Origin of the sequence: Listeria sp. SHR_NRA_18 (assembly GCF_003856515.1) — a bacterium.
GTDB lineage: Bacteria > Bacillota > Bacilli > Lactobacillales > Listeriaceae > Listeria_A > Listeria_A newyorkensis.
Genome location: NZ_QPKR01000003.1, coordinates 188,422 through 211,980, shown reverse-complemented (window position 1 = coordinate 211,980; position 23,559 = coordinate 188,422). Strand labels below are relative to the sequence as shown.

Annotated in this window: 30 protein-coding genes and 1 riboswitch; all 30 genes read left to right on the top strand. The window is 42.7% G+C overall.

From position 1 onward, the window contains the following. The first annotated feature begins 103 nt into the window (after positions 1-103). The 30 genes from DUK53_RS06635 to DUK53_RS06495 all read left to right on the top strand — a co-directional run bounded on the left by DUK53_RS06635 (position 104) and on the right by DUK53_RS06495 (position 23,426). Complete coding sequence (locus DUK53_RS06635; protein WP_036093215.1) at positions 104-823, top strand: glucosamine-6-phosphate deaminase; 720 nt, start codon at positions 104-106, stop codon at positions 821-823. Positions 824-845: 22 nt separating this feature from the next. Beyond that, positions 846-2,279: a 6-phospho-beta-glucosidase gene (locus DUK53_RS06630; RefSeq protein ID WP_036132520.1), complete on the top strand. Its 1,434-nt coding sequence runs from the start codon at positions 846-848 to the stop codon at positions 2,277-2,279. Positions 2,280-2,386: 107 nt separating this feature from the next. Then, on the top strand, positions 2,387-2,554 hold the full coding sequence (locus DUK53_RS06625) for a TIGR04197 family type VII secretion effector (protein WP_124892639.1): 168 nt from the start codon (positions 2,387-2,389) through the stop codon (positions 2,552-2,554). A 3-nt stretch (positions 2,555-2,557) separates the two neighbouring features. After that, the gene (locus tag DUK53_RS17920) at positions 2,558-2,692 is read left to right on the top strand and encodes a hypothetical protein (RefSeq protein ID WP_255410880.1); all 135 of its coding nucleotides are present in this window, start codon (positions 2,558-2,560) and stop codon (positions 2,690-2,692) included. Between the two features lie 10 nt (positions 2,693-2,702). Then, positions 2,703-3,065 carry a DUF3958 family protein gene (locus DUK53_RS06620; protein ID WP_052164977.1) on the top strand — a complete coding sequence of 121 codons (363 nt, stop codon included), beginning with the start codon at positions 2,703-2,705 and terminating at the stop codon, positions 3,063-3,065. Then, entirely contained in the window at positions 3,062-4,639 is a 1,578-nt protein-coding gene (locus tag DUK53_RS06615; protein WP_081964447.1) for a polymorphic toxin type 15 domain-containing protein, read from the top strand. Before DUK53_RS06620 ends, DUK53_RS06615 begins: the two co-directional genes overlap by 4 nt. A gap of 10 nt (positions 4,640-4,649) precedes the next feature. Next, entirely contained in the window at positions 4,650-5,189 is a 540-nt protein-coding gene (locus DUK53_RS06610) for a T6SS immunity protein Tdi1 domain-containing protein (protein ID WP_036132523.1), read from the top strand. A gap of 223 nt (positions 5,190-5,412) precedes the next feature. Further along, positions 5,413-6,744: an AAA family ATPase gene (locus DUK53_RS06605; RefSeq protein WP_036132531.1), complete on the top strand. Its 1,332-nt coding sequence runs from the start codon at positions 5,413-5,415 to the stop codon at positions 6,742-6,744. Between the two features lies 1 nt (position 6,745). Next, the gene (locus DUK53_RS06600) at positions 6,746-7,624 is read left to right on the top strand and encodes a DUF4435 domain-containing protein (RefSeq protein ID WP_036132533.1); all 879 of its coding nucleotides are present in this window, start codon (positions 6,746-6,748) and stop codon (positions 7,622-7,624) included. A gap of 134 nt (positions 7,625-7,758) precedes the next feature. Then, a complete protein-coding gene (locus tag DUK53_RS06595) occupies positions 7,759-9,219 on the top strand; it encodes a glycoside hydrolase family 1 protein (protein ID WP_036132535.1) in 1,461 nt (486 codons plus the stop codon). A 109-nt stretch (positions 9,220-9,328) separates the two neighbouring features. After that, positions 9,329-9,856: a TetR/AcrR family transcriptional regulator gene (locus DUK53_RS06590; RefSeq protein ID WP_124892637.1), complete on the top strand. Its 528-nt coding sequence runs from the start codon at positions 9,329-9,331 to the stop codon at positions 9,854-9,856. Positions 9,857-9,910: 54 nt separating this feature from the next. Further along, positions 9,911-10,327 carry a MarR family winged helix-turn-helix transcriptional regulator gene (locus DUK53_RS06585; RefSeq protein WP_036132538.1) on the top strand — a complete coding sequence of 139 codons (417 nt, stop codon included), beginning with the start codon at positions 9,911-9,913 and terminating at the stop codon, positions 10,325-10,327. A 14-nt stretch (positions 10,328-10,341) separates the two neighbouring features. Then, positions 10,342-11,301 (top strand): ring-cleaving dioxygenase, encoded by a 960-nt coding sequence (locus tag DUK53_RS06580; RefSeq protein ID WP_036093060.1) that lies wholly within the window; start codon positions 10,342-10,344, stop codon positions 11,299-11,301. A gap of 64 nt (positions 11,302-11,365) precedes the next feature. Further along, positions 11,366-12,136, top strand: a complete 771-nt coding sequence (locus DUK53_RS06575; RefSeq protein WP_036093061.1) for an alpha/beta hydrolase — start codon at positions 11,366-11,368, stop codon at positions 12,134-12,136. 58 nt (positions 12,137-12,194) lie between these two features. Further along, positions 12,195-12,839, top strand: a complete 645-nt coding sequence (locus DUK53_RS06570) for a histidine phosphatase family protein (RefSeq protein ID WP_255309528.1) — start codon at positions 12,195-12,197, stop codon at positions 12,837-12,839. 4 nt (positions 12,840-12,843) lie between these two features. Beyond that, entirely contained in the window at positions 12,844-13,656 is an 813-nt protein-coding gene (gene yidA, locus DUK53_RS06565) for a sugar-phosphatase (protein WP_036132542.1), read from the top strand. 9 nt (positions 13,657-13,665) lie between these two features. After that, entirely contained in the window at positions 13,666-13,800 is a 135-nt protein-coding gene (locus DUK53_RS06560; RefSeq protein ID WP_077947559.1) for a (4Fe-4S)-binding protein, read from the top strand. 192 nt (positions 13,801-13,992) lie between these two features. Then, on the top strand, positions 13,993-14,268 hold the full coding sequence (locus DUK53_RS06555; protein WP_036132544.1) for a GNAT family N-acetyltransferase: 276 nt from the start codon (positions 13,993-13,995) through the stop codon (positions 14,266-14,268). Between the two features lie 135 nt (positions 14,269-14,403). Beyond that, positions 14,404-15,840, top strand: a complete 1,437-nt coding sequence (locus tag DUK53_RS06550) for a glycoside hydrolase family 1 protein (protein ID WP_036132546.1) — start codon at positions 14,404-14,406, stop codon at positions 15,838-15,840. Positions 15,841-15,980: 140 nt separating this feature from the next. Then, on the top strand, positions 15,981-16,364 hold the full coding sequence (locus DUK53_RS06545) for a hypothetical protein (RefSeq protein ID WP_036132548.1): 384 nt from the start codon (positions 15,981-15,983) through the stop codon (positions 16,362-16,364). Positions 16,365-16,369: 5 nt separating this feature from the next. After that, positions 16,370-16,960 (top strand): VanZ family protein, encoded by a 591-nt coding sequence (locus DUK53_RS06540; RefSeq protein WP_052164979.1) that lies wholly within the window; start codon positions 16,370-16,372, stop codon positions 16,958-16,960. A 316-nt stretch (positions 16,961-17,276) separates the two neighbouring features. Continuing rightward, positions 17,277-18,350, top strand: a complete 1,074-nt coding sequence (locus DUK53_RS06535) for a chitinase (RefSeq protein ID WP_036132550.1) — start codon at positions 17,277-17,279, stop codon at positions 18,348-18,350. Between the two features lie 150 nt (positions 18,351-18,500). After that, positions 18,501-19,025: an HdeD family acid-resistance protein gene (locus DUK53_RS06530; protein WP_036093072.1), complete on the top strand. Its 525-nt coding sequence runs from the start codon at positions 18,501-18,503 to the stop codon at positions 19,023-19,025. 260 nt (positions 19,026-19,285) lie between these two features. Continuing rightward, positions 19,286-20,086: a ChbG/HpnK family deacetylase gene (locus tag DUK53_RS06525; protein ID WP_036132552.1), complete on the top strand. Its 801-nt coding sequence runs from the start codon at positions 19,286-19,288 to the stop codon at positions 20,084-20,086. Further along, on the top strand, positions 20,083-20,496 hold the full coding sequence (gene crcB / locus DUK53_RS06520) for a fluoride efflux transporter CrcB (protein WP_036132554.1): 414 nt from the start codon (positions 20,083-20,085) through the stop codon (positions 20,494-20,496). The genes DUK53_RS06525 and crcB (DUK53_RS06520) overlap by 4 nt, the downstream gene beginning before the upstream one ends. Then, positions 20,496-20,858, top strand: a complete 363-nt coding sequence (gene crcB, locus DUK53_RS06515) for a fluoride efflux transporter CrcB (protein ID WP_036093076.1) — start codon at positions 20,496-20,498, stop codon at positions 20,856-20,858. Before crcB (DUK53_RS06520) ends, crcB (DUK53_RS06515) begins: the two co-directional genes overlap by 1 nt. A 304-nt stretch (positions 20,859-21,162) precedes the next feature. Beyond that, positions 21,163-21,207: riboswitch (PreQ1 riboswitch) on the top strand. A 10-nt stretch (positions 21,208-21,217) separates the two neighbouring features. Next, on the top strand, positions 21,218-21,709 hold the full coding sequence (gene queF / locus DUK53_RS06510) for a preQ(1) synthase (RefSeq protein WP_036093078.1): 492 nt from the start codon (positions 21,218-21,220) through the stop codon (positions 21,707-21,709). A 6-nt stretch (positions 21,710-21,715) separates the two neighbouring features. Further along, positions 21,716-22,390, top strand: coding sequence for a 7-cyano-7-deazaguanine synthase QueC (gene queC, locus DUK53_RS06505; RefSeq protein ID WP_036132557.1), 675 nt, complete (start codon positions 21,716-21,718; stop codon positions 22,388-22,390). Further along, entirely contained in the window at positions 22,387-22,815 is a 429-nt protein-coding gene (gene queD, locus DUK53_RS06500) for a 6-carboxytetrahydropterin synthase QueD (protein WP_036132558.1), read from the top strand. Before queC ends, queD begins: the two co-directional genes overlap by 4 nt. After that, positions 22,812-23,426 carry a 7-carboxy-7-deazaguanine synthase QueE gene (locus DUK53_RS06495; RefSeq protein ID WP_036093084.1) on the top strand — a complete coding sequence of 205 codons (615 nt, stop codon included), beginning with the start codon at positions 22,812-22,814 and terminating at the stop codon, positions 23,424-23,426. The genes queD and DUK53_RS06495 overlap by 4 nt, the downstream gene beginning before the upstream one ends. The last annotated feature ends 133 nt before the right edge of the window (positions 23,427-23,559 follow it).

The following is a 23,559-nucleotide window of genomic DNA, read 5'->3' as shown; positions in this document are numbered from 1 at the left end:
AGCCTAACGAGCGCGTTCAGCTTTTCGTTTGACCTGCAATGCATTACACAGTTTACACTTGTTTTAGGTTATAAAATATAGAGGAAGATTGGGAGCTGATTTTTTGAAATTTATTATCACGGATTCGTATGAAGAAATGAGTACGGTTGCAGGACAGCATTTATTGGGTTATATGTATCAGGATCGCCGCGTTAATATGTCGATCACGGCTGGGAATACGCCACTTCGGATGTATGAGCAGCTTGTTCCGCAGGTGAAGGGGAAATCTTATTTTGATAATGTTCATTATTATAATTTTGATGAGATTCCGCTCAAAGGAACTGGTGATCCAGGTGTGACGATTAGTAATTTGGCGAAGTCGTTTTTCACGCCAGCGGGGATTCCGGCTGAGCAGATTCATGTGCTTGACGAAACGAATTATGAGACGCATGACGCGCGGTTGAAAGCGGACGGCGGGCTTGATGTGATGCTGCTTGGTATTGGTGCGGATGGCCATTTTTGTGGGAATTTGCCGGATACGACGGACGTTCATGACGAGACGGTTGCGGTTCCGACGACGCCTGAGATGAAAGAGATTTTGATTGGCGAAGTCGGTGGCGATGCATCGAAGGTTCCTGATTTTTATGTGACGATGGGGCCAAAAGCGGTGATGCAGGCGAAAAATATTATTATGTTTGCGAATGGGAAGCATAAAGCGGAAATCGTTAAAAAAGCCTTTTTCGGTGAGGTTACGAAAGATGTGCCGTCTTCTATTTTACAATTGCATCCATCGATTACGGTTATTTTAGATAAGGAAGCAGCGTCATTATTAACTAATATTTAATATAGAGAGGAAGAAAATTATTATGACAAAATCACCATTTCCAGAAGGATTTTTATGGGGCGGCGCGGTTGCTGCCAATCAATGTGAGGGCGCGTATTTAGAGGATGGCAAGGGCTTGTCGCCGGTCGATGTTTTGCCGTCTGTTGAAGGAGGCCGTTGGGATGCGGTTATGAATCCGACGAAAGCGCTTGAAACGAAATATGATTATTATCCGAGCCATGAGTCGATCGATTTTTATCACCGTTATAAAGAGGATATTGCGTTGTTTGCGGAAATGGGATTCAAGTCGTTCCGTTTGTCGATTAGCTGGCCGCGTATTTTCCCGAATGGCGATGATGCGACGCCGAATGAGGCGGGCCTTGAGTTTTATGATCGCGTTTTTGATGAGTGTGCGAAATATGGCATTGAGCCTGTCGTGACGATTAACCATTTTGATACACCGGTGGAACTTTTCAAAAATTATGGTGGCTGGAAGAACCGCAAATGTATCGATTTTTATATGAATTTCTGTGAGGTTATTTTTAATCGCTATAAAGGAAAAGTGAAGCATTGGATGACGTTTAACGAGATTAATATGATTTTGCATCTGCCGTTTTTCGGTGGTGGTATGGATGTGAATGGGGAAGCGAATCCGGAAGAGGCGAAGTATCAAGCGGCGCATCACCAGTTGGTGGCTTCTGCGATGGCGACGAAATTGGCGCATGAGATTGATCCGGAAAACCAGGTTGGTTGTATGTTGGCGGCTGGTTCGACGTATGCGTTCTCATGTGATCCGAAAGATGTTTGGAAAGCAATGCAAGCGGATCGTGAGGGTTATTTCTTCATTGATGTGCAGGCGCGCGGCTACTATCCAAGCTATAGCAAGCGATTCTTCAAAGAACACAACATTAACTTGGTGATCGAAGACGGCGATTTGGACGTTCTGAAAAATCATACGGTCGACTATGTGGCGTTTAGTTATTATTCATCGCGCCTAACAAGTGCGGATCCTGAAGTGATGAAGGAGACTGAGGGCAACGTTTTTGCGACATTGCGTAATCCGAATTTGGAAGCGAGCGAATGGGGTTGGCAAATCGATCCACTTGGCCTGCGTATCACGATGAACGCGATTTACGACCGCTATCAAAAACCACTTTTCGTTGTGGAAAATGGTCTTGGTGCAGTGGATACGGTGGAGGCTGATGGATCGATTAACGATGATTACCGGATCAATTACATGCGTGAGCACGTGCGCGAAATGGGTGAGGCGATCGAGGACGGTGTCGATTTGATTGGCTATACGCCATGGGGTTGTATCGACCTTGTTAGCGCTGGTTCTGGCGAGATGAAGAAGCGTTACGGTTTCATTTATGTGGATCGCGATAATGAGGGTAATGGTACACTGGATCGTTCTAAGAAGAAGTCGTTCCATTGGTATAAAAAAGTGATTGAGAGTAATGGTACTGATTTAGTTTAATAAGGTTTGAAAAGGAGCATCCTGTCTTAGATAGGGTGCTTTTTGGTGTGGCTGTACAATCGGAAAAATATTGAATATAATAGAAAGATACGGAGGTGGGAGCTAACATGAGCCAAATAAAAAGTAATCTTGGTCGGGCAAATCAGGTGGCGACTTCGATGGGACATGCGGGAGATGCGATGCGGCAATCGGGTTTGAAGCAGGTGCAATTGGCGAATCGGACGAGTGTGAAGGTGAGTCACGACGCGAAACAGTGTTCGGATAAAGCCGAGTAATTGATGATGCAATTGGGTAAGAGTTTTGGGCGGGACGTGGCGCATATTCGTTCGGTCGCGCAGGAGTTTGAACGAGTGGATCGCGAAGTTGGGAATGGACTTGATTTTTCGGGGACAGCTCCACGTATTGGGAAATGAGGGATGGCAGATGCGTGATAAAGATAGAGAAATAGATAGTTGGAATCAGCGGTTGCGGAATGTCGCAGATGACCAGTATGCGAAGGAACGGGAGATTCGAAGGCAGAAGCAATTGTTGGATGAAGTGGACTTTGTACATAATCGGAACAATCAGCTGTTTCATGAGCTTGGCAGTACATGGCATCGAGATCGAGAAATGGCGGTATTTTTGGATACGCAACGACATGAATACCAGCGGCAACATTTTCATGTGGTGGATGGCATGGAGGAGGAGCAGGTCAGGTTGGAACGTGAAAAACGTGCGCTGATGGACAAGGAATCGGATTATTATGTGGCTCGTCGAAAAGTAGAGTTAGGCGGTGAGCAGGCATGAGTTTGAATGTTTTCTTGGGTGAAATCGAAGCGCAATCGGAGAGCATGGTGGCGTCGTATCATGATATGATAGAGGCAATGGAAGGTTTGATGCGTGCGGTGAATGAGTTCGCTTTTGACAGAGAGTTGCAGGGGAAAACGTATGACAGCGCGAAACAGTATTTTGCAGCGACATATCGACCATTGGCGCAGGGCATGATTTGTTTGTGTGAGGAATTGATACGACAAAATCAAGCGTTGCCACAAAAATTTCAAGCCGATGTAGCGACGACAGATGTGATTGAGGATGAAATTCGGAATCAGATTCGGCAATTGGATGGGCAGATTCAAGATATCGAAAAGTTGAGCAATAATGTGGTTGGCATGGCGCTAATCACGCCAATCTTTGTGGATTTGAAGCGGAAGTTGCAGGAGAAGTTAGAAGCTTTGTATCGATTTGATGCGGAGACGGCGACTTCATTTGATCGAGCGATGGATTTGACGGCGAATATTGTTCGTGGGTTGGCGGAAATCGATAGTGATAAAGCCTTTCAAGCCAAAACTGGAACTTTTAATATGATGGGCTTGAATATGGCGTGGCGTTCGGCATTGCAGAAACAATGGACGGCGCGAGAAGAAGCGATGGCGAAATTGGCAAAAGATAATGAAACAGCTAGATTGATTAAGGCGGCAGAAAATGGCCCACTACCTGTTATACCAGAAGGAAATATAGCGGGATTTGTCACGAAAGACGGAAAATTAGATGGGAAAGCGACTTATGACAATGCGAAATGGCAACAAGCCCATGTCTTGGCAGGGATGAAGAATGCTATTTTCTTGATTGATATGGTCGCCCCTATTTTCGATATCTACCGCTGGAAAACCGGACTCGATCCAATAACTCAAGAGAAGCTCAGTCCTTTTGAGCAAAACGAGGCGGCAGCATTTACGGCATTGAATTTTGTTCCATTTGGGAAGTTAGGAAAAGCGGCAAAAGCCATCAAAGCATCGACGAGAACGGATGAATTTAAGTTCTTGTTTGAAGGCGTTGGCGAGATAAAACAAGCGGAAAATGCGAGTAAAGCCACGAAAATAGCCAAGTTCATGAAATTAAATAAAATTGAAGTGACATTCAGTCGTAACCCAAATCATGACCCCGCAGAATTTGCGAGACAACTAGCAGACCAAGAAAAAGGAATGAACGAGTTGACGGTTAGTGAGTACTTAGCGAATCGGGAGATGTATTTGGCGAAAGGTAGAGCTTTGGAAGGAAATGTGGCCCAGAAGGCTGCCCGAGAAGAAAACTTTACTCAAAAAGTTAATGAATTAAGAAAAAGCGGCATATCGCTTACAGAGGCTAGGAAACAAGCTAAGTCATGGATGGATACACAAGCCGCATTGCATAATCCAGACCAAATTGCCGGTGGAAATCCTTTGAATATAGGAGGGCTTGGAGATAGACGTATTAATTCATCAATTGGAGGCCAGTGGAGGTATCGAATAGATATTGTTGATGAGCAAATAAACCAGATGATAAGTCAAGTACCAAAAGAACAATGGAAGGACATTTATTTAAATGTTAGCTTAAAACATTAGGAGGTAGGGCATGAGCGTGTTAGAAGATTTTAAATTGGTTGAAAGAGTTTCTGATGATATTTTGGAAGAGTATCGTGCTAAGCTACCAGAAGAAATGATTAACTTTTGGACGAAGTATGGATTTGGTATTTTTATGGGAGGCTATTTTAAATCAGTAAATCCAGCAGAATATAAAGATGTCTTAGAGAGCACAAGCGAACGGTATACAGATGGTATCGTCCTGTTCGCAACTGGCATGGGTGACTTAATAATATGGTCGGATGGCTATGTACGATTGCTTAATTATCGATATGGTATAGTGAAAACTATTTTCTTCTCATTTGAATTCTTTTTTGAAGATACTGCGGACGAGGAATTTCGGATAGCAGATCTTATGTGGAATCCATACCAAGAAGCTGTAAAAAAACTAGGAACTCCCAGCTATGATGAGTGCTTTGGCTATGTTCCAATTTTAGCCCTAGGTGGTTCAGAAAAAGTAGAGAACTTGCAGAAGGTGAAGCTAAAAGAGCATATCCTATTAATTTCAGCTTTAGCAGGAGCAATTCAATAAGTAAAACTGAAATAAAATACAACCATTTGGGGAGTTAAGGAAAGCTGTAAAAACCATAAGAGTATCCACCAAACCGTTTAATTTCAATTTATAAAGGATGTTTTTCATAAATTATTCGTTAAAGCCAAAAAATATGTTTGAAAGATGGCATAGTGAATAAGTAAGTAATAGAAACCAGTATCAATTGAGGGAAAATATATATTTATGAAGGGGAGCACATAAAATGATTGACTATATATATGTGAAAAAAATATTTGGAGAGTTTGATTATAAGATATCTTTAGAGAATCAGATAAAGCTTATAATTGGGCCCAATGGTTGTGGGAAAACCACTTTCTTTAAAATAATTCATTCTTTGATATCACAACGTCACGCTGGATTGTATGATTTAGAATTCGAGAGTATTGAAGTGGGACGAGGCAATGACATATTGAAGCTTATTAAAAAAATGTATAGCCATCCAAACATGGAGGATGAGGAATTTTCGGGGGAAGAAATGAAGGAGGATATTGAATATTACTTGAATGGCGAATTTATAGGAGTACTAAAAGAACAAAAGTCAGTAGGTTTAAGCTATTTTGTGAATAATGTACCGAATTTATTCAGATATGGTGCGGGTTATATAATTGATAGAGAAACTAATCAGATATACGATAAGAATTCTATATATGATTTAATAAAAAAGTACCACAACATACTGCCAAATGATTTCTCAACATTACCAAAAGAAGCTACTAAATTTTTAGCGGAAGAAAAAATTGATTTTATTTCTACAGAAAGGTTATTGCATGAGCCAATAGATATAGATCCTTATGAGAGAAATCCACAACCTACTAAAACAATAAATGTATATTCTAAAAAAATAAAAGATTTGATATCAAACAACACCTCGATTTATGCCAAAATATCCCAAAACATAGACCAGGTATTCCCTAAAAAAATAGTGGATATTTTAAATGCTGGCTCAGTGTCAATAGATAAGGCTCAGATACAAGAGCAAGTTGAGAAGATACAAAATTTGAGAAATAAATTGATAAATACAAGTGTTATAGAGCCAAACAATCAGGTGGAGCAATTACTTATAGAAGATTTTAAGGATATGGATGGTACAACACTTCTAGTTCTACAGGAGTATTACAAGTCAACTTTGGAGAAGCTGGAGTCTTTGGAGCCTTTTGCTAATCAAATAGAGCTTTTTTTAGAAAAATATAATAAGAAGCTAAATACTAGTGGTAAAAAAATAAATATTGATCACTATAATGGGTTTTATATCACTAATAGAAACGAAGAAATTATTGATATTTCTAAGCTTTCTTCGGGTGAACAACATGAATTCATCCAGTTGTATTCATTAATTTTTAATACAAAGGAAGATCAATTAATTTTAATTGATGAGCCTGAAATTTCTTTGCAGGTATCATGGCAGAGAGAGTATGTTGAGGATTTAGAAAGTATTATAAAGCATAAGAACCTGAGAGTTATAATCGCTACACATTCAGTGCAAATTGTTAATAATAATTGGGACAAAGTACTTAATATGGGAGAGGTTGAATAAGGTGAGTATAATTTGTCACAGCCCAGATGAGCTTGCTACGGAAATAAAAATGAGTAATAACAAAAGATATATTGTGTTGGAAGGTAATAGTGATATAAGGTTTTGGAGAATAATGCTAGGCAAAGAATCAGATAAGTATGTATTTGTAACAAGGCATAATTATAATGATAAAAATATCAATAGAAGCAATAAAAGATATGTTATTGAGACTATAAAAAAAGTTAATAGTCTGAAAAACGATAATTCCCATTTCGGAGTAGTTGATTTAGATTATGATTATATCATAAGAAAAACGGAAGAAATAGATAATATTTATTATTATAACGGGAATAGCTTAGAGACAGCCTTGATAGGGTCTAATGCGCTTGGAAAAGTATTAACGCTTTTTTACTCTGAGGAAAAATCAGGATATACTAGTGATGAAGTAAGGCACAAATTATTAGAGCTATCTTACGGTATAGGTATTTGTAGGTTAATTTCCCAAACGACGGAATTTGAATGGAGGCATTCGTTTAGCGATATTAAAATGAACAAGTGCTATGATAAGAATAGATTGGAACCAGATGAGGAGATGCTCCTTGGTTATATTCAGAGGAAATTCTCCATTTCCAGTAAAGAAATTGAAATTTACAAGAAGGAATATCAAAAATACAAAGATAGGAAAATACCACCGAGGTTTATCTGTAATGGTCATGATGTGCTAGAGGTTTTTGAAAATATCATAAGTAAGCGCATCTCACCAGGGAAAAAAATGCATGGGCAAGATAATATATTTAACTATCTAATATCTATGTTCTCTGGGCACCTTGAAAGTAAATCTTTACCGAATTTTCTTGAAGGAAGTATATTATTGGCAAACATACCGGATTTTAGGCCCTAGAAATATTGACAATAAATACTGTGATAACGATAGTTAATTAAAGCTAAAATTCTCGCCATTTTTCTCTTGCTCTGTAATGCATTACATGAAGTATACTCAAAATGTAAACAAGATTGAGAGGGGCGAATATACAAATGGCAGAGATCAAAAAGCAATTTCCAGAAGGATTTTTATGGGGTGGCGCAACGGCTGCGAACCAGGTTGAGGGCGGCTTTGATTTAGATGGGAAGGGTCTTTCAACGGCTGATATGGTGAAATTTGTTCCGAAAGACGAGCGTGGTAATGGGCATGCGCTGGATGTGACTTCGGCTGAGATTGAGGAAATTTTGGCGGGGAAATCGAAGGCTCGTTTTCCGAAGCGTGATGGGGTCGATTTTTACCATCGTTATAAAGAGGATATCGCGTTGTTTGCGGAAATGGGATTCAAGACGTTTCGTTTGTCGTTGAACTGGGCGCGGATTTTCCCGAATGGTGATGATTTGACGCCGAATGAGGCTGGTTTGAAATTTTACGATAATGTGATTGATGAGTTGGTGAAGTATGGTATTGAGCCGCTCGTGACGTTGTCGCATTATGAGACGCCGCTTGGTTTGACGCAGAAATATAATGGTTGGGCGAGTCGCGAGGTTATCGATCATTATGTGCGCTATGCGGAAACGGTGATGACGCGTTACAAGGATAAAGTGAAGTATTGGCTGACTTTCAACGAGATTAATATCATCGCGATTAGCCCGTATACTGGTGGTGGCGTGGTCGTGGATCGCGTGGAGAACCCGCTGGAAGTGTCTTATCAAGCGGCACACCATCAATTTGTTGCGAGTTCGAAGGTTGTCAAATTAGGTCATGAGATCAATCCAGATTTCGAAATCGGTTGTATGTTGGCGCGAATGGAAACGTATCCTGCGACGAATAATCCGGACGATATCTTGCTTGCTCAACACCAAAATCAGATGAATCTATTTTTCACGGATGTTCAAGTTGGCGGTTACTATCCTGGTTTCATCAAACGCTACTTCGCGGAAAACGACATCACAATCAAAATGGAAGACGGCGATCTGGAGCTTTTGAAAGATTATCCGGTGGACTACTTGTCGTTTAGTTACTACATGACGTTATCCGTTTCGGCAGATCCAAACCGAGATCAAACGGGCGGAAACTTTATGGGCGGCGTGAAAAATGAATACTTGGAGAGCTCGGATTGGGGCTGGCAAATTGATCCTAAGGGCTTGCGTGTGACGCTGAACGGGTTATATGATCGCTATAGAGTACCGCTTTTCATCGTGGAAAATGGTTTGGGCGCGTATGATACGGTTGAGGCGGATGGCGCGATTCATGATCCGTACCGCATTGATTATTTGCGTCAACATATCGAGCAAATGGCAGAAGCGATTGCGGATGGCGTGGATTTGATTGGCTACACGAGTTGGGGTCCGATTGATTTGATCAGCGCATCTACGAGTGAAATGTCGAAGCGTTACGGTTTCATTTATGTGGATCAAGATGATGACGGAAACGGGACGCTTGCTCGATCACGCAAGGATTCATTTTTCTGGTACAAAAAAGTAATTGAGACAAATGGTGATGATTTAGCGTAATTTGGAAAAGAGGTTGGCTGGTTTTGTGGCTAATCTCTTTTTTGCCTTGATTAACGGTGGCGTTTGCGTTACATTAAACGTAATAGCGCAACGGAAAGCAGGGTTTGAAATGAAGAGACAGGAACTAATTGATGCAGCAATACAGGTAATTCAGGAAGATGGCGTACATCAGCTAAGCTTGGCTAAAATCGCTGAAAAAGTCGGAATCACGAAACCTGCCATCTTCTATCATTTTAAAAATAAACAGGATTTAATGATGGCTTTGACGTACTTCACGGTTGCGGAGTATGAACAAACAATCGCAGAGGAATTCGAAAGACTACCGGAAAATGATGCTTTGCGTCACGTCCATGCTTTTTTGAAGGGGAATTTGCGTCAATTAAATGATTCTGAGTTGATTAAGGTACACGCGGCTTCGATGGAGGTTCTCGTTTCGAATGATGAGGCAACGGCGGTTTGGCGGGACGTCTATAATCGGGAACTGGCGAAAATGACTCCGGAGATTGGCGTCGTGCGTGCGGATTTGCTCAGTGTGGCGCTAGATGGCATGTGGTATGGGGCTATGTGCGGGGTCTGGGACGCCAAACGTGCGGAATCGGTCATTACATATTTGGAGAAAATCATAGAGCAGGATTAAATAGTTGCTTTTTTTATAGTTTAGAACTAAACTAATGGTGAGGAGGGGATTCCCTTGGTGAAAAAAGAGCAACGGTTAGGCGTATTACTTTGGTTTAGGCTCAGCAGATTTTATAACCGTAATATTAAATTGACCAACCAAAATCTCAAAAAAGCGAATCTCTCGATGGCACAGTTTGACGTGATTGCTCAAATTGGTTTGGAGGGCGAAAGTACGCAGAAGTCGCTTGCAGACAGGCTTGTGGTGACCAAAGGCAATATCACGCAACTACTTGTGAAATTGGAAGAGCAGGGCTTGATTTGTAGACGAAAGCAGGGCAAGGAGAAGTACATTGCTTTGACGGAGCAGGGTAAGGCGTGTTATTTGGAAAACGTACCTGCGCAAGAGGCGTTTCAGCAGGAGCAATTCGGCAAGTTAACACGTGACGAGCAGAAACAATTGCTTAGTTTGTTAAAAAAATTAGACGATTAGTGAGGAGTGGCGAGATGGAATTAAGAGGAATACATCATATTTCGATTATCACGGAGAATGCACGGGCTAATTTCGATTTTTATACGAAGGTTTTGGGATTGCGGTTAGTGAAAAAAACGGTGAATCAGGATGATCCGTACACATATCATTTGTATTATGCGGATGAGATTGGAAATCCAGGTACGACGGTTACGTTTTTTGAAATTCCACGGGCGAATCGGGGAAGTAAGGGATATAATTCGATTGCGCGAATGGGGCTACGAGTGCCGAATGATGAGGCGCTAGCTTATTGGGAAGAGCGTTTAACATTGTTTCACGTGAAACATGAGGGCGTTTATGAACAGTTTGATCGCAAGGTTTTAGATTTTGAAGATGTGGATGGACTGGCGATTCAGCTTATTTCTGATCAACGTAATAAAGGCGTTGCTGGTGGGAATCCGTGGCAGGATAGTCCGGTTCCTGTTGAATTTGCGATTACTGGGCTTGGTCCGGTTCTATTTTCGACATTGAAAAAAGAGAAGACGGACCGTGTGTTGACGAAAATTCTGGGATTCGATCGGATTGGTGCATATGAGGACGATGAGCGTTTAGTGACAGTGTTCCAAGTAGGTGAAGGTGGGTCCGGCGCGGAGGTTCAGTTGGAGGCTAATTTCAAAGATCCGCATGCTGTCGAGGGAATTGGCAGTGTACATCATGTGGCGTTTCGCGTGGCTGATGATGCAGAGTTGCGCGATTGGGTGACGTATATTCAAGATTTAGGATACCCGAATTCTGGTTTTGTGGATCGTCATTATTTCCATTCGCTTTATTTTAGAGAGGAAAATGGTATTTTGATTGAGCTTGCGACGGATGGACCAGGCTTTAAGACGGATTTTGCGAAGGAACATGGCACGTATGTGGAGCTTCCACCCGCATTGGAGGAGCGTCGAGCAGATATTGAGGCGCATTTGACGGAGCTTGATAGTGATAAATAATAATGGTAAAAGACAGCAGTATCTATTATGATAGGGGTAACATAATAATAGGCGGTGAAACAATATGACGGAAAACAGGTATGAAGGCATAGCCAACAAGGACTGTCCTAATTTAGAACGATTTTTAGTATCTAGTAAGCATGACGTTCCAGCCATGTTGATTTTTCAGGGTGGTGGTTATGGAAATCGGACGGAGCGTGAGGGTAAGCCTGTCGCGGAATGGTTGAATAGTATTGGAATTGCAGCGTTTATCGTGAATTATCGGGTGGCGCCGCATAAACATCCTGTTCCTTTGGAGGATGCAAAATGGGCGATGCGAATGGTGCGACATCGTGCGGAGGAATGGGGCGTGGACCCGAACCGGATTGGTGCGATTGGCTTCTCGGCTGGTGGGCACTTGGCTTCGACTTTGGCGACACATGTAGATGAAGGGCGACCTGACGCGGAAGATCCGATGCATCAATATAGTACGCGTCCTGATGTGTTGATATTGGCGTATCCAGTCATCACGATGCGAGCGCAGACGCATAAAGGTAGTTTGCATAACTTGTTGGGAGAAACGCCAACGAAGCAGCAGATTTTGGAACTCTCGAATGAGTTACACGTGACAAATCACACGCCACCGACTTTTTTGTGGCATACGGAAGAAGATCAGTCGGTGCCAGTGGACAATAGTTTTATTTTTGCGGCGGCGCTTAGAAGGCATAATGTGCCACACTCGGTTCATACGTTTGAGCAAGGTAGGCATGGGCTTGGGATGGCGAAGGATAATCAGGAGGCGCGAATTTGGCCGGAACTGTGTGAAAATTGGTTAAAAGTGCGAAACTTCATTTAACTTTCCGCGAAACAGTGGTACAATTTTAGTGGAGAGTTAATTTGGAGGAGGCAATATTTTGGGTAAACGCACTTTTTATTTTGTACGTCATGGTAAAACGGAGTGGAACTTGGCTAGGAGAATGCAGGGTTGGGGCGATTCGCCATTGATTGAAGAAGGTATTAATGGTGCGATTGCAACAGGGGAAGCATTGCGAGATGTGGACTTTACGGCTGTTTATTCTAGCCCAAGTAAGCGCACGGTGGACACGACTGGGTATATTATTGGTGATCGAGATATAGATGTCAAAACGCTTGATGGTCTTCGCGAAATGAGTTTTGGAATTTGGGAAGGCGAGCGTTTTGTCGATATTACGGAGAATTATGGGGAAGAGTACGCGATGATGCTGGATAATCCGGCAACATATGAGGCGAATGTGAGTAAGGGTGAGACTTACTACCAAGTGAAGGAACGCACAAAGCAAGCGGTGGAGCAGATTTTGGAGGAGCAACCGGAGGGCAATATTTTGGTCGTTTCACACGGAATGGCTTTGCGTGTCTTGATATTCGTTGCTTTGCAGGAGGCTGATTTACAGACGCATCGCACGGAAACACCGCATATTTTGAATACGAGTGTCACGGTTGTGGAATACGAAAACGGCGAATTCCGCGTAGTTACGGCAAATGATACCGCTCATCTTGAGGGTATAGTTGAAGGAGTTTAGACGGATGATAAAATTAGTAGCGATCGATATAGATGGAACATTACTCAACGATAAGCATGAAATCACGCCCGAGGTTCACGCCGCGATTCATAAAGCGAAAGCCCAAGGTGTCAAAATTGTCTTGTGTACAGGGCGCCCAATTACCGGTGTGCAGCAATATTTGTCGGACTTGGAGCTAAAGCGTGAAGGCGACTACGTGATTACGTTCAACGGTGCGATGGTGCAAGATACGTTTACAAAAGAGGTTATTTCACATTTGACGCTTGATCACGCGAATATTATGGATATTTATGCAATGAGTCGCGAACTTGGCTTGCATATGCATTTCAATGATATGAGTAATCTGTATACGCCGAATCGTGATATCGGCAAGTACACGGTTTATGAGTCTTATTTGACGAATACGCCATTGTTCTACACGCCGATGGGTGAGGTGGCCGAGGACATTATGGTTTCCAAGGCGATGTTTATAGATGAGGAAGAAATTTTGGCACCGGCTATTGCGAAAATTCCAGCGAGTTTTGGCGAAAAGTATAACTTGGTGCGGAGTTCACCGTTCTTCTTGGAGGTTTTAAATCCTGAGGCGAGCAAGGGGAATGCGGTTCATGGTTTGGCGCAGAAGCTTGGAATTAAGCAGAGTGAGGTCATGTGTATCGGTGATCAAGAAAATGATTCGACGATGATTGAGTACGCAGGTGTTGGCGTTGCAATGGAAAATGCGATTGATAAAATTAAAGCGATGGCTGATTTTATTACGCTCTCTAATGAAGAAAGTGGCGTGGCGCATGCGATCAATAAATTTGTTTTAGAAGGATAGGTGCGACGGATGAGTGATTGGATAGAGAAGGGTTATCGTGAATACCGAGGCGAGAAGATCGATGTTTATTTTAATACGGCGATTTGTGAACATGCAGCGGAATGTGTGAAGGGTGACCCGGCTGTGTTTGATACGAGTGACTAATTGCCAAACCTCAGAGGAACGAGAAGTGCTTAGTTTCTAGGCAAAAGTGAGTACCGAAGCGGAGCGTACGATTGTACATGAGCATCGGAACGGAGCTTTTAACGACGAAAATGAGTATTTCTCGTTCCTCTGATAGCCATCGCTGTCCGAGTGGTGCTCTGGAAGTATCGAGTGAAATAGGAGGTTATGATGATGGAATTTGTGAAGGGTGAGAATCGTTTTTTTAAGGAAGATGAGGACGGAAAATTGATTGCGGAAGTGACGTGGGTTCCGAGTGGGGATTCGCTTGTTATTTTGGATCATACTTTTGTTGATGAGAGTCTTCGTGGGCAAGGGATTGCGTCACAGCTCGTGGAGAAAGTGGCAGAGACAATGCGTGCAGAGGGTAAGAAAATTACAGCAACCTGCCCGTTCGCTAAAGCTGAGTTTGAGCGTAAACCCGAGAAATATGATGATGTGAAAGCCTAAAATGTGAAGCCCGTTTGCAAATCTGCGCGGGTTTTTCGTTATTTCCCGGGAAATAATGACCTTTCTGCTACCAATTTAAAAGAATATACTTTAAAATGAAGAAGAATATATTTTACCTAAATGGAGGTTTTAATAATGGAGCACAAACAACATACGGCTTTTCCGAAAGATTTTTTATGGGGTTCTGCATCAGCGGCGTATCAAATTGAGGGTGCGTGGGACGCGGATGGTAAGGGGCCTTCTGTTTGGGACAATTTTGTGAAGATTCCTGGTACGACATACGAGGGTACGAATGGTGATGTGGCGGTGGATCATTATCATCGTTATAAGGAAGACGTGAAGTTGATGGCGGATGCTGGACTGAAGGCGTACCGTTTTTCGATTGCTTGGAGTCGTATTTTCCCGACTGGTAAGGGTGAGGTGAACGAGGCTGGTTTGAAGTTCTACGATGATCTTATCGACGAGTTGTTGAAGTATGATATCGAGCCGCTTGTGACGCTTTATCATTGGGATATTCCGCAGGCGTTGATGGATGAGTACGGTGGCTGGGAATCGCGCCAAGTGGTGGAGGATTTCACGAATTATTCGGTGGCGTTATTCAAGCGTTACGGCGATCGTGTGAAGTATTGGGTTTCCTTGAACGAGCAGAATATTTTTGTATCGCTTGGTTATTCGATGGCGCTTCATCCGCCGAAAGTGACGGACGACAAGCGGATGTATCAGGTAAACCATATTGCGAATTTGGCAAATGCTAGTGTTATCAATGCGTTCCATAAAATCGTGAAGGATGGAAAAATTGGACCGAGTTTTGCTTACACGCCGTATTATCCAGTTGATACGGATCCGAAAAACGTACTTGCTGCTGAAAATGCGGAAGACTTGAACGGTTATTTTTGGATGGATATTTATGCGTGGGGCGTTTATCCGAAGGCGGTTTGGCGTTACTTGGAAGAGAATGATTTGGCGCCGACGATTGAGCCTGGCGATATGGAATTGCTTGCGTCTGCGAAACCAGATTTCATGGGCTTGAACTATTACCAATCAGCGACTGCGGCTCATAATCCACTGGATGGAGTTGGCCAAAGTAATACGTTCAACACGACTGGTAAAAAAGGAACGGCGGAGGAGACTGGGATTCCTGGTTTGTACAAGAAAGTGAAGAATCCTTATGTGAAAACTACGGACTGGGATTGGACGATTGATCCTGATGGGCTTCACATCGCGCTTCGTCGGATTAATAGCCGCTACCAGTTACCAATTTTGATTACGGAAAATGGTTTGGGTGCGTTTGATAAGTTGGAGGATGGCGAAGTGCATGATGCGTATCGGATTGACTATTTGAGCTCGCACGTGGGCGCTATTCAAGCGGCGATTGATGATGGTGTGGATATGCTCGGCTATTGCACGTGGTCGTTCACGGATCTTCTGAGCTGGCTGAACGGCTATCAAAAACGTTACGGTTTCGTGTATGTGGATCGTGATATTTCTGATGATGCCCCGATGACGCGGATTCCGAAAGATAGTTTTTATTGGTATAAGAAAGTGATTGAGACGAACGGGAAAGAGTTGTAATATAAAAAAGAGCCGTTTTCCATGTTAGCTTTTGCTAGGGTGGAAAACGGTTCTTTTTGACATATAGAGTTGGAAATCTAAATTGACTCGACACATAATGTGTGGTATTTTTTAATTATACGAAAAAGGAGTTGCTTGGAATGGTTAAAAATTTGAAGTATTGTATCGTTGCAGTTGTGTTTTCTATGGGTATACTTGTCCCGCTGACAGCTTATGCGGCTGTTAATAATGTATCGTATGATTTTAAGCATATGGTCGCAGTTAACGGTAAGATGAATGCGACAAAAGGGATCTTATCAGGAAGTGTGAGTGTGAGTAATTGGGGTAAAGATAGTTCGTTTAGTGTGAAATTATTTGAACATCGAGTAATTTTAAATGATATCTACAAAGGTGGAACTTATTTTTCTCCAACAGGGAATAAAAAGTTTTCGTATTCTGTAACTAAAGGCAAATCTTATTGTGCAGAGTTTTGGAAGAATCAAAATGGTAAATATATTAGTGGAAAAGCTAGTTTTAGCTACTGAATCTTATGTTGAAATTTATTTTTCCATTGTTAATTATGATTGTTACATTCATCTGTACTCTAATTATTTACAAGAAGACAGTAAATAAAAAAACAAATCGGGAACTTATGATGATTTCATTTTTTGCAATTTATATTATGATAGTTATTTGTCTCGTTATTTTTCCGTTACCGGTACAAAAAGAATATATATTGGATATGATTAAATATAAGCAGGGCGTGTCTAATAATATGATTCCATTTAGGGCATGGATTGACGCAATGAGTGATATAGATTATGTTGGTATACTAGGTGCTTTTTATCAACCAGTTGCGAATATAGCTTTGTTTTTCCCATTTGGATTTTATCTGCCAATTATTTTGCCAGAATTCGGATTTAAAAAAATTATCTTTATTTCATTTTTGTTTTCCTTGACTATCGAGTTAACTCAAGAGGCTATCAATTTAATTTTGGGCTTTAACTACCGCTCATTTGGTGTGGATGATCTTATTTGTAACACATTTGGGGCGTTGCTTGGCTATGTATTATTCAAGTATATCGCCAAGTTTGTCGCGTTTCTTAAAACAAGGGAAGAAGGAGATATTGATGCTCTTTAAAACTATGAATTGCGGTGTATTACTTCGGTTTGCACTTGAGGAAGCTGGATGCGTCTGGCTTCTTTTTTATTTGTCTAAAAGTCTGATTTCAAAAAAAGCCCAATTTTATTTTTGTTAGAATTTAAACAAATCGGACAGTCGTGAAAGCGTTGACAAGACAATCAAATCTACCAAATTGGTATAGACCCATTATAGTTTGAACCAATTATTTCCGAGGTTTACTCCTAAAGGGCACGGGTACTTGCTTAGTGTCAGGGATTATGACAAAATGCAAAAAACGCTTATTGAAAGCGTAAACAATGAGGGGGATTTACGAATGGTAGATTGGAAGAACACGAAGAAATGGGTAGCAGGCGGAGTTTTGACAGCGGCGGTGGCAGTTGGGGTTTCTTTAACGGGAGGAACACAGGCTCATGCTGCGGTTGATGATGCGACACCAATGCCTAGCATTCAAGGGAAACAGGTTTTAGTCGGTTATTGGCATAGTTGGAAATCCACGGGCAGAGATGGCTACAAGCAAGGTACTTCGGCTGATATCGCGTTGAAAGATGTGAACGCGGCGTATAATGTGGTTCCGGTCTCCTTCATGAAGGGCGATGGCGTGAATCGGATTCCGACGTTCAAGCCGGTTGGGTTAACGGATAGTGAGTTCCGCGCACAAGTCGGAGCTTTAAATAAACAAGGACGCAGCGTGTTGTTGGCGCTTGGTGGTGCAGATGGACATGTTCAACTGCAAACTGGTGACGAGCAAGCGTTTGCCAATGAAATTATTCGCCAAGTAGAGACGTACGGTTTTGACGGCTTGGATATTGATTTGGAGCAAACGGCGATTACGGCTGGGAACAACCAAACGGTGATTCCTGCGGCGCTTAAAATTGTGAAAAATCATTATGCGGCGGAAGGCAAGAACTTCCTGATTACGATGGCTCCGGAGTTTCCGTATTTGAAGCCAGGTGCTGCGTATCAAAGCTACATTACGTCGCTAACTGGTTACTATGACTATATCGCGCCTCAATTTTACAACCAAGGTGGCGATGGTGTCTGGGTTGACGAAACGAGCCAATGGATTGCGCAGAATAACGACACGCTGAAAAAAGAGTTCATTTATTACATGGCGGATTCGTTAATTCATGGTACGCGTGGCTATCTGCAAATTCCGGCTGACAAGCTAGTTATTGGTTTACCGACGAATAATGATGCGGCGGCAACTGGTTATGTGGTTAATCCGCAAAACGTTTTCGATGCTTTCACTATGTTGAAAAACGCGGGAACTCCGCTGAAAGGTATCATGACTTGGTCTGCAAACTGGGATGCTGGTAAGAGTAGTGCAGGCGTTTCGTATAATAACGCATTTGCGAACACGTACGGCCCATTCTTAGGCACAAAATAATAAAATGTGAGCCGAGTAGTCTTTTCGATTACTTGGCTTTTTCCTGTTTTCAGAAAAAAATGTTTGGCTTAAAAGTAGATTTAACGGTGATTCTTAGGGTATAGTAGTAAAGCAAAGGTTTTGCAATACTATCAGGGGAGGAATGGAATCATGCGTAAATTTTATTTGTATTTTATTTTAGTAATGGGACTTGTAATGATTGGGCTGGGACTTTGGTTTGTATTTAATCCAAGTACGTCGCTTGCGGCTTTCACATTCGTAATCGGAATTGTGTTATTACTAAATGGTTTGAACGAGATTATTTCTTATTTCAAAGGTCGGAAGGTTTTGAAAATCTCGAACTGGATTCTTTTGGATGGTGCTCTATCGTTCCTAGCGGGGTTAATTATTCTGATTAACAACAATATTGGTGAAAAATTCATCGTGCTAATTTTCGTTATTTGGGTACTTGCTTCGGCGATTCTGAATATCGTGATGGCATTCTCGGTGAAAGGCTCAAAAGGCTGGATTTTCATCATGATTATCGGTATTATTGGTGCTTTAATCGCAATCATCTCGTTGTTTAGCTCAGCGATTGTTGCGGTAACTGTCGGCTTGATACTCGGCGCGTTCTTTATTTTCCAAGGAATTGCGTGTTTGTTACTATTTAACGGGATTCGTAAACAAATGAAATAATGGAAAAACTCCTTGTGGCGCGTCCATGAGGAGTTTTTTTGCGTGGATTGAATATCTTTTTGGTGTGTGTTAGAATTGGGGTGGAAAAGAGAGCCATGCGCTAACATGACTTCCTGGTGTAGAGCCGTTGAAAAGATGATGGCCTAATATTTGTGAAAAATCATCTACCTCCGCGGGGAAAAAGTGAGTTGGATGGTTATTTTTTGTCTTTATTTAGTGCTGTGATGAAGGTCTAGGTAGGAAGAAAGGAGTGATGGATAATGCAAAAAGTGATAGTGAACGCGGATGATTTCGGAATGTCAAAAGGGATCAATTATGGCGTTATGGAAGCGTATTTAAATGGAATTGTGAGTTCGACGTTGTTGATGCCGAATTTAGAGGCTGCGGAACATGCTGTGAAATTAGCAAAGGTGGCATGTCCGGATTTATTTATTGGGCAGCATACGAATTTTTTGCTCGGAAAACCGTGTTCTGATCCTGCTAAAATTCCTTCGATGGTTGATAAAAACGGGAATTTTCATCGTTCGGCGTATTATCGGAGTGGCAATGGGCATTTTGTGTATGAGGAGGTTCGCCTGGAAACGATTGCGCAGATGGAGCGGTTTCGGGAGCTGCTTGGTCATTTTCCAGAGCATATTGATTGTCACGCGGTCGGTGATGAGGTTGTGGATCAGGCGTTTTATGATATTGCGCTGGAATATGGGATACATACGACGTTGAAGTATAGCGGGGATAAGGTTTGGCCTTCGTTGCCGGGATATGTGGAGACGGGATTGCTTTTGGAGGTTAATGGATTGCCGTTTATTGAGGCTGGGACGCTGGTTGAGAATTTTTTGCGGGATGATTTTGGGTTGCTTCGGCAGGATCCGGAAAAAGTGATTGAGATGCATTTTGATGCGGGATTTTTGGATCAGTTTGTGCTTGATAATTCATCCATGACGGCGCCGAGATGTCGAGAGCTTGCGACGCTTTGTGATCCGCGGGTTCGTGCGTGGTTTGAGGAGAATGGACTGGAGCGGATTGATTTTGCGGATTTGAAATTGGGTGAGGTTAGCGAATGAAACGGTTTTTGATGATTGGCGTCGCAGGGATTGCGGGGGCGCTGTGCCGGTATTTTGTTGGAATGGGCGTCGGTGTTTTCTGGGGAACTGATTTTCCGCTGGGGACATTGCTTGTGAATTTGAGTGGGTGCTTGGTACTCGGATTTTTCACGACGTATTTGTTTCGGTTGACGATTTTGAATACGGATTTGGTGATTGCAATTGGAACGGGGTTTTTGGGCGCGTATACGACTTTTTCGACGTTTAGCTTGGAAGTTGTACGGCTTTTTGAGTCGGGAAATGCAATTTTGGCGGTTACCTATTTAGGATTTAGTTTTTTAGGCGGAAATTTGTTGGCGTGGCTAGGTTTTACGCTTGGTGAACGGCGATTCGTGCGCAAAAGAGAAGCGGTCAAGGAGGGCGATTTGTGATGTGGATGGACGTGATTTCCATTGCGATTGGTGCTTTCTTTGGGGCAAATGCGCGATATTGGCTGTCGACTTGGATAAAGCGCCGTGTAAAATGGGATTTTCCGATTGCAACGTTGATTATTAACTTGTCGGGAGCGTTTGTGCTTGGCTTTGTTGTACAGTTGCAGTTGTCGTTTGACTGGAATCTGCTTGCAACGACGGGATTTTTAGGAGCATTTACAACTTTTTCGACGTTTAAATTGGAAAGTGTGCAGTTACACGCCGAGCGCAAATGGAAAAAAGTGATTTTGTATCAAATCGTGACGTATTCGGCGGGACTCGCGCTGGTCGTTGCGGGAATGTTTTTAGGTTCGCTATTATAACAAAGAAGTGTGCGCTATTCGTCATCTTAGCGCACACTTCTTTGACTATTCCCAAAAACTGTGTTAATTTCTAAAAGAAGCTAAGACGAGTGGCTATACACGATGTGATGCAGAATTAGGTTTTTACCTTAGGGTAGGACGAAAAATTCTGCTTCACACAAATTGAGCGAAAGCGTTTGTATTCAGGAGATTCGGTGGAAGCCGGAAGCGGAGTGTACGACTGTACATGAGAACCGGAAGTCCGCCGAATCTCCTGAATGCGAGCGCTTGCCGCCGATTTACATCGTGTAGGCACAAGTTTAAAGTTTCCGTGGTTCGGGACAATCCCACGTAAAAAAACTAAGGAGTGAGAAGTAAATATGAGAAACCAAGATGAACTGGCTGGTGTCACACATTTAGGAAATCAGGGGACGGAGTATCGGATGGATTACGCGCCGGAAGTGTTGGAAGCATTTCCGAATAAGCATCCGGATAATGATTACTTTGTGAAATTTAATTGCCCTGAGTTTACGAGTCTTTGTCCGATGACTGGGCAGCCTGACTTTGCGACGATTTATATTTCCTATGTGCCTGGCGAAATGATGGTTGAAAGTAAGTCACTGAAGCTTTATTTGTTTAGTTTTCGAAACCATGGCGATTTTCATGAGGATTGTATCAATATCATAATGAAGGATTTGATCGAGCTTATGGGGCCAAAATACATTGAAGTATGGGGAAAATTCACGCCGCGTGGTGGGATTTCGATTGATCCGTATGCGAATTATGGCAAACCTGACTCGCGCTTTGAAGAAGTTGCGATGCATCGCCTAATGAATCATGATATGTACCCTGAAAAAGTGGATAATCGGTAGGAGGAAATGAAAATGACAAATAAAAAAGCGTTAGTGGTTTTTTCTGGTGGGCAGGATTCGACGACTTGTTTGTTTCAGGCGATTCAGGATTATGGGAAAGAGAATGTCGAGGTTATCACGTTTTTCTATGGTCAGCGGCATGTGATTGAGCTTGAGAAGGCGAAATGGATTGTGCAGGATTTGAATGTGAAGCAGACGGTGATTGATACGTCGGTTATAAAACAAACGACAAATAATGCGTTGATGGATGAGTCGATGGAGATTTCGCAAGGGAAATCGGAGGAGTATCCGAATACGTTTGTAGATGGGCGTAATGCGCTGTTCTTGTTGCTCGCGGGGACGTATGCGAAGGGGCAGGGCATTACGGATATTATTATTGGTGTATGTGAAACGGACTTTAGTGGGTATCCTGATTGCCGCGATGTGTTTGTGAAATCGATGAACGTGACGCTGAATTTGGCGATGGATTATCCTTTTGTGGTGAAGACGCCGTTGATGTATTTGACGAAGGCGGAAACGTGGAGATTAGCGGATGAGCTGGGACGGCTGGACTATGTTCGGGAGCATACGCATACGTGTTATATGGGCGTGGAAGGCGGATGTGGCGAGTGCCCGAGTTGTGAGTTGCGAGAGAAGGGCTTGACGGAGTACTTGGAGCAGAAGGCTGGAAGCGCGATATGATGCGGATTGCGAAGGAGTTTACGTTCGATATGGCGCACATGTTGGATGGGCATGACGGGAAATGTCATCATTTGCATGGTCATACGTATACGCTGCAGGTGGAAGTGGCTGGTGACTTGATTGCGGATGGTTCGAAGGCTGGGATGGTGCTGGATTACGGCGATATCAAGCGGATCGTGAAGGAGCACGTGACGGCGAAATTGGATCATGCTTTTGCTTATTTTGAGGAAAATGAGAACGAGTGCCGCATTGCAAAATTACTGCAAGAGATGGATCGCAAAACGGTCGCGTTCCCTTGTCGCACGACGGCGGAAGGTATGGCGATGGTGATTTTTGATTGGTTAGTGCCGTATTTGCCCGTTTCTGCGATTCGACTTGGTGAGACGCCGACTTCTTTTTGTGAGTATAGAGGTGAACGGGCATGATGGACCGCGAGTATCGAATTGTGGAGATTTTTGAGACGATGCAGGGTGAGGGTTATAATACGGGGATGCCGAGCGTTTTTATTCGTTTTGGCCGGTGTAACTTGGATTGCCCGTGGTGTGATACGAATTATAATGAGTTCGAGATGATGACGGGCCAGCAGATTTTGGACGAGGTGCATAAATATACGGCGCGAAATATTGTTATAACTGGTGGTGAGCCAACGATTCAACGCGGGATTGAGGAGCTTTTGCAAGTTTTGAAGGCGGAGGGTTACTATTTGGCGATTGAGACGAATGGCTTGAAGGAAGTGCCGGTGGAGATTGATTATGTGGCTACGAGTCCGAAACGTTTATACAGTAAAATGTATGAGAAGCGTCATTTATCGCGCGCGGATGAGGTTCGGATAGTTGTGGATGGCGATATTCAGGAATTTTGTGCGCAGATTGAGGTGTTGATTCCTGCGAAACGGTATTATTTATCGCCGTGTGAAGAGGATGGCGGATTTAATATGTTGGAGACGATTAGCCAGCTTGGAAAATTGAATGCGGAGCGTGGCGAGGATAAGTGGTCGCTCAGTATTCAGACGCATAAATTGGCGGGGATTGAATAGTTTAATAGAAGAAATGGAGCTTATCTTGTAAATTTGCGTTTACAGGATAAGTTTTTTTGTGGCGTCATTTATTCCTCGGCGGTAGAAATTTTTGATAAAAGGCCGTTTTTTCGTGTGTTGGCATGTAGTATAG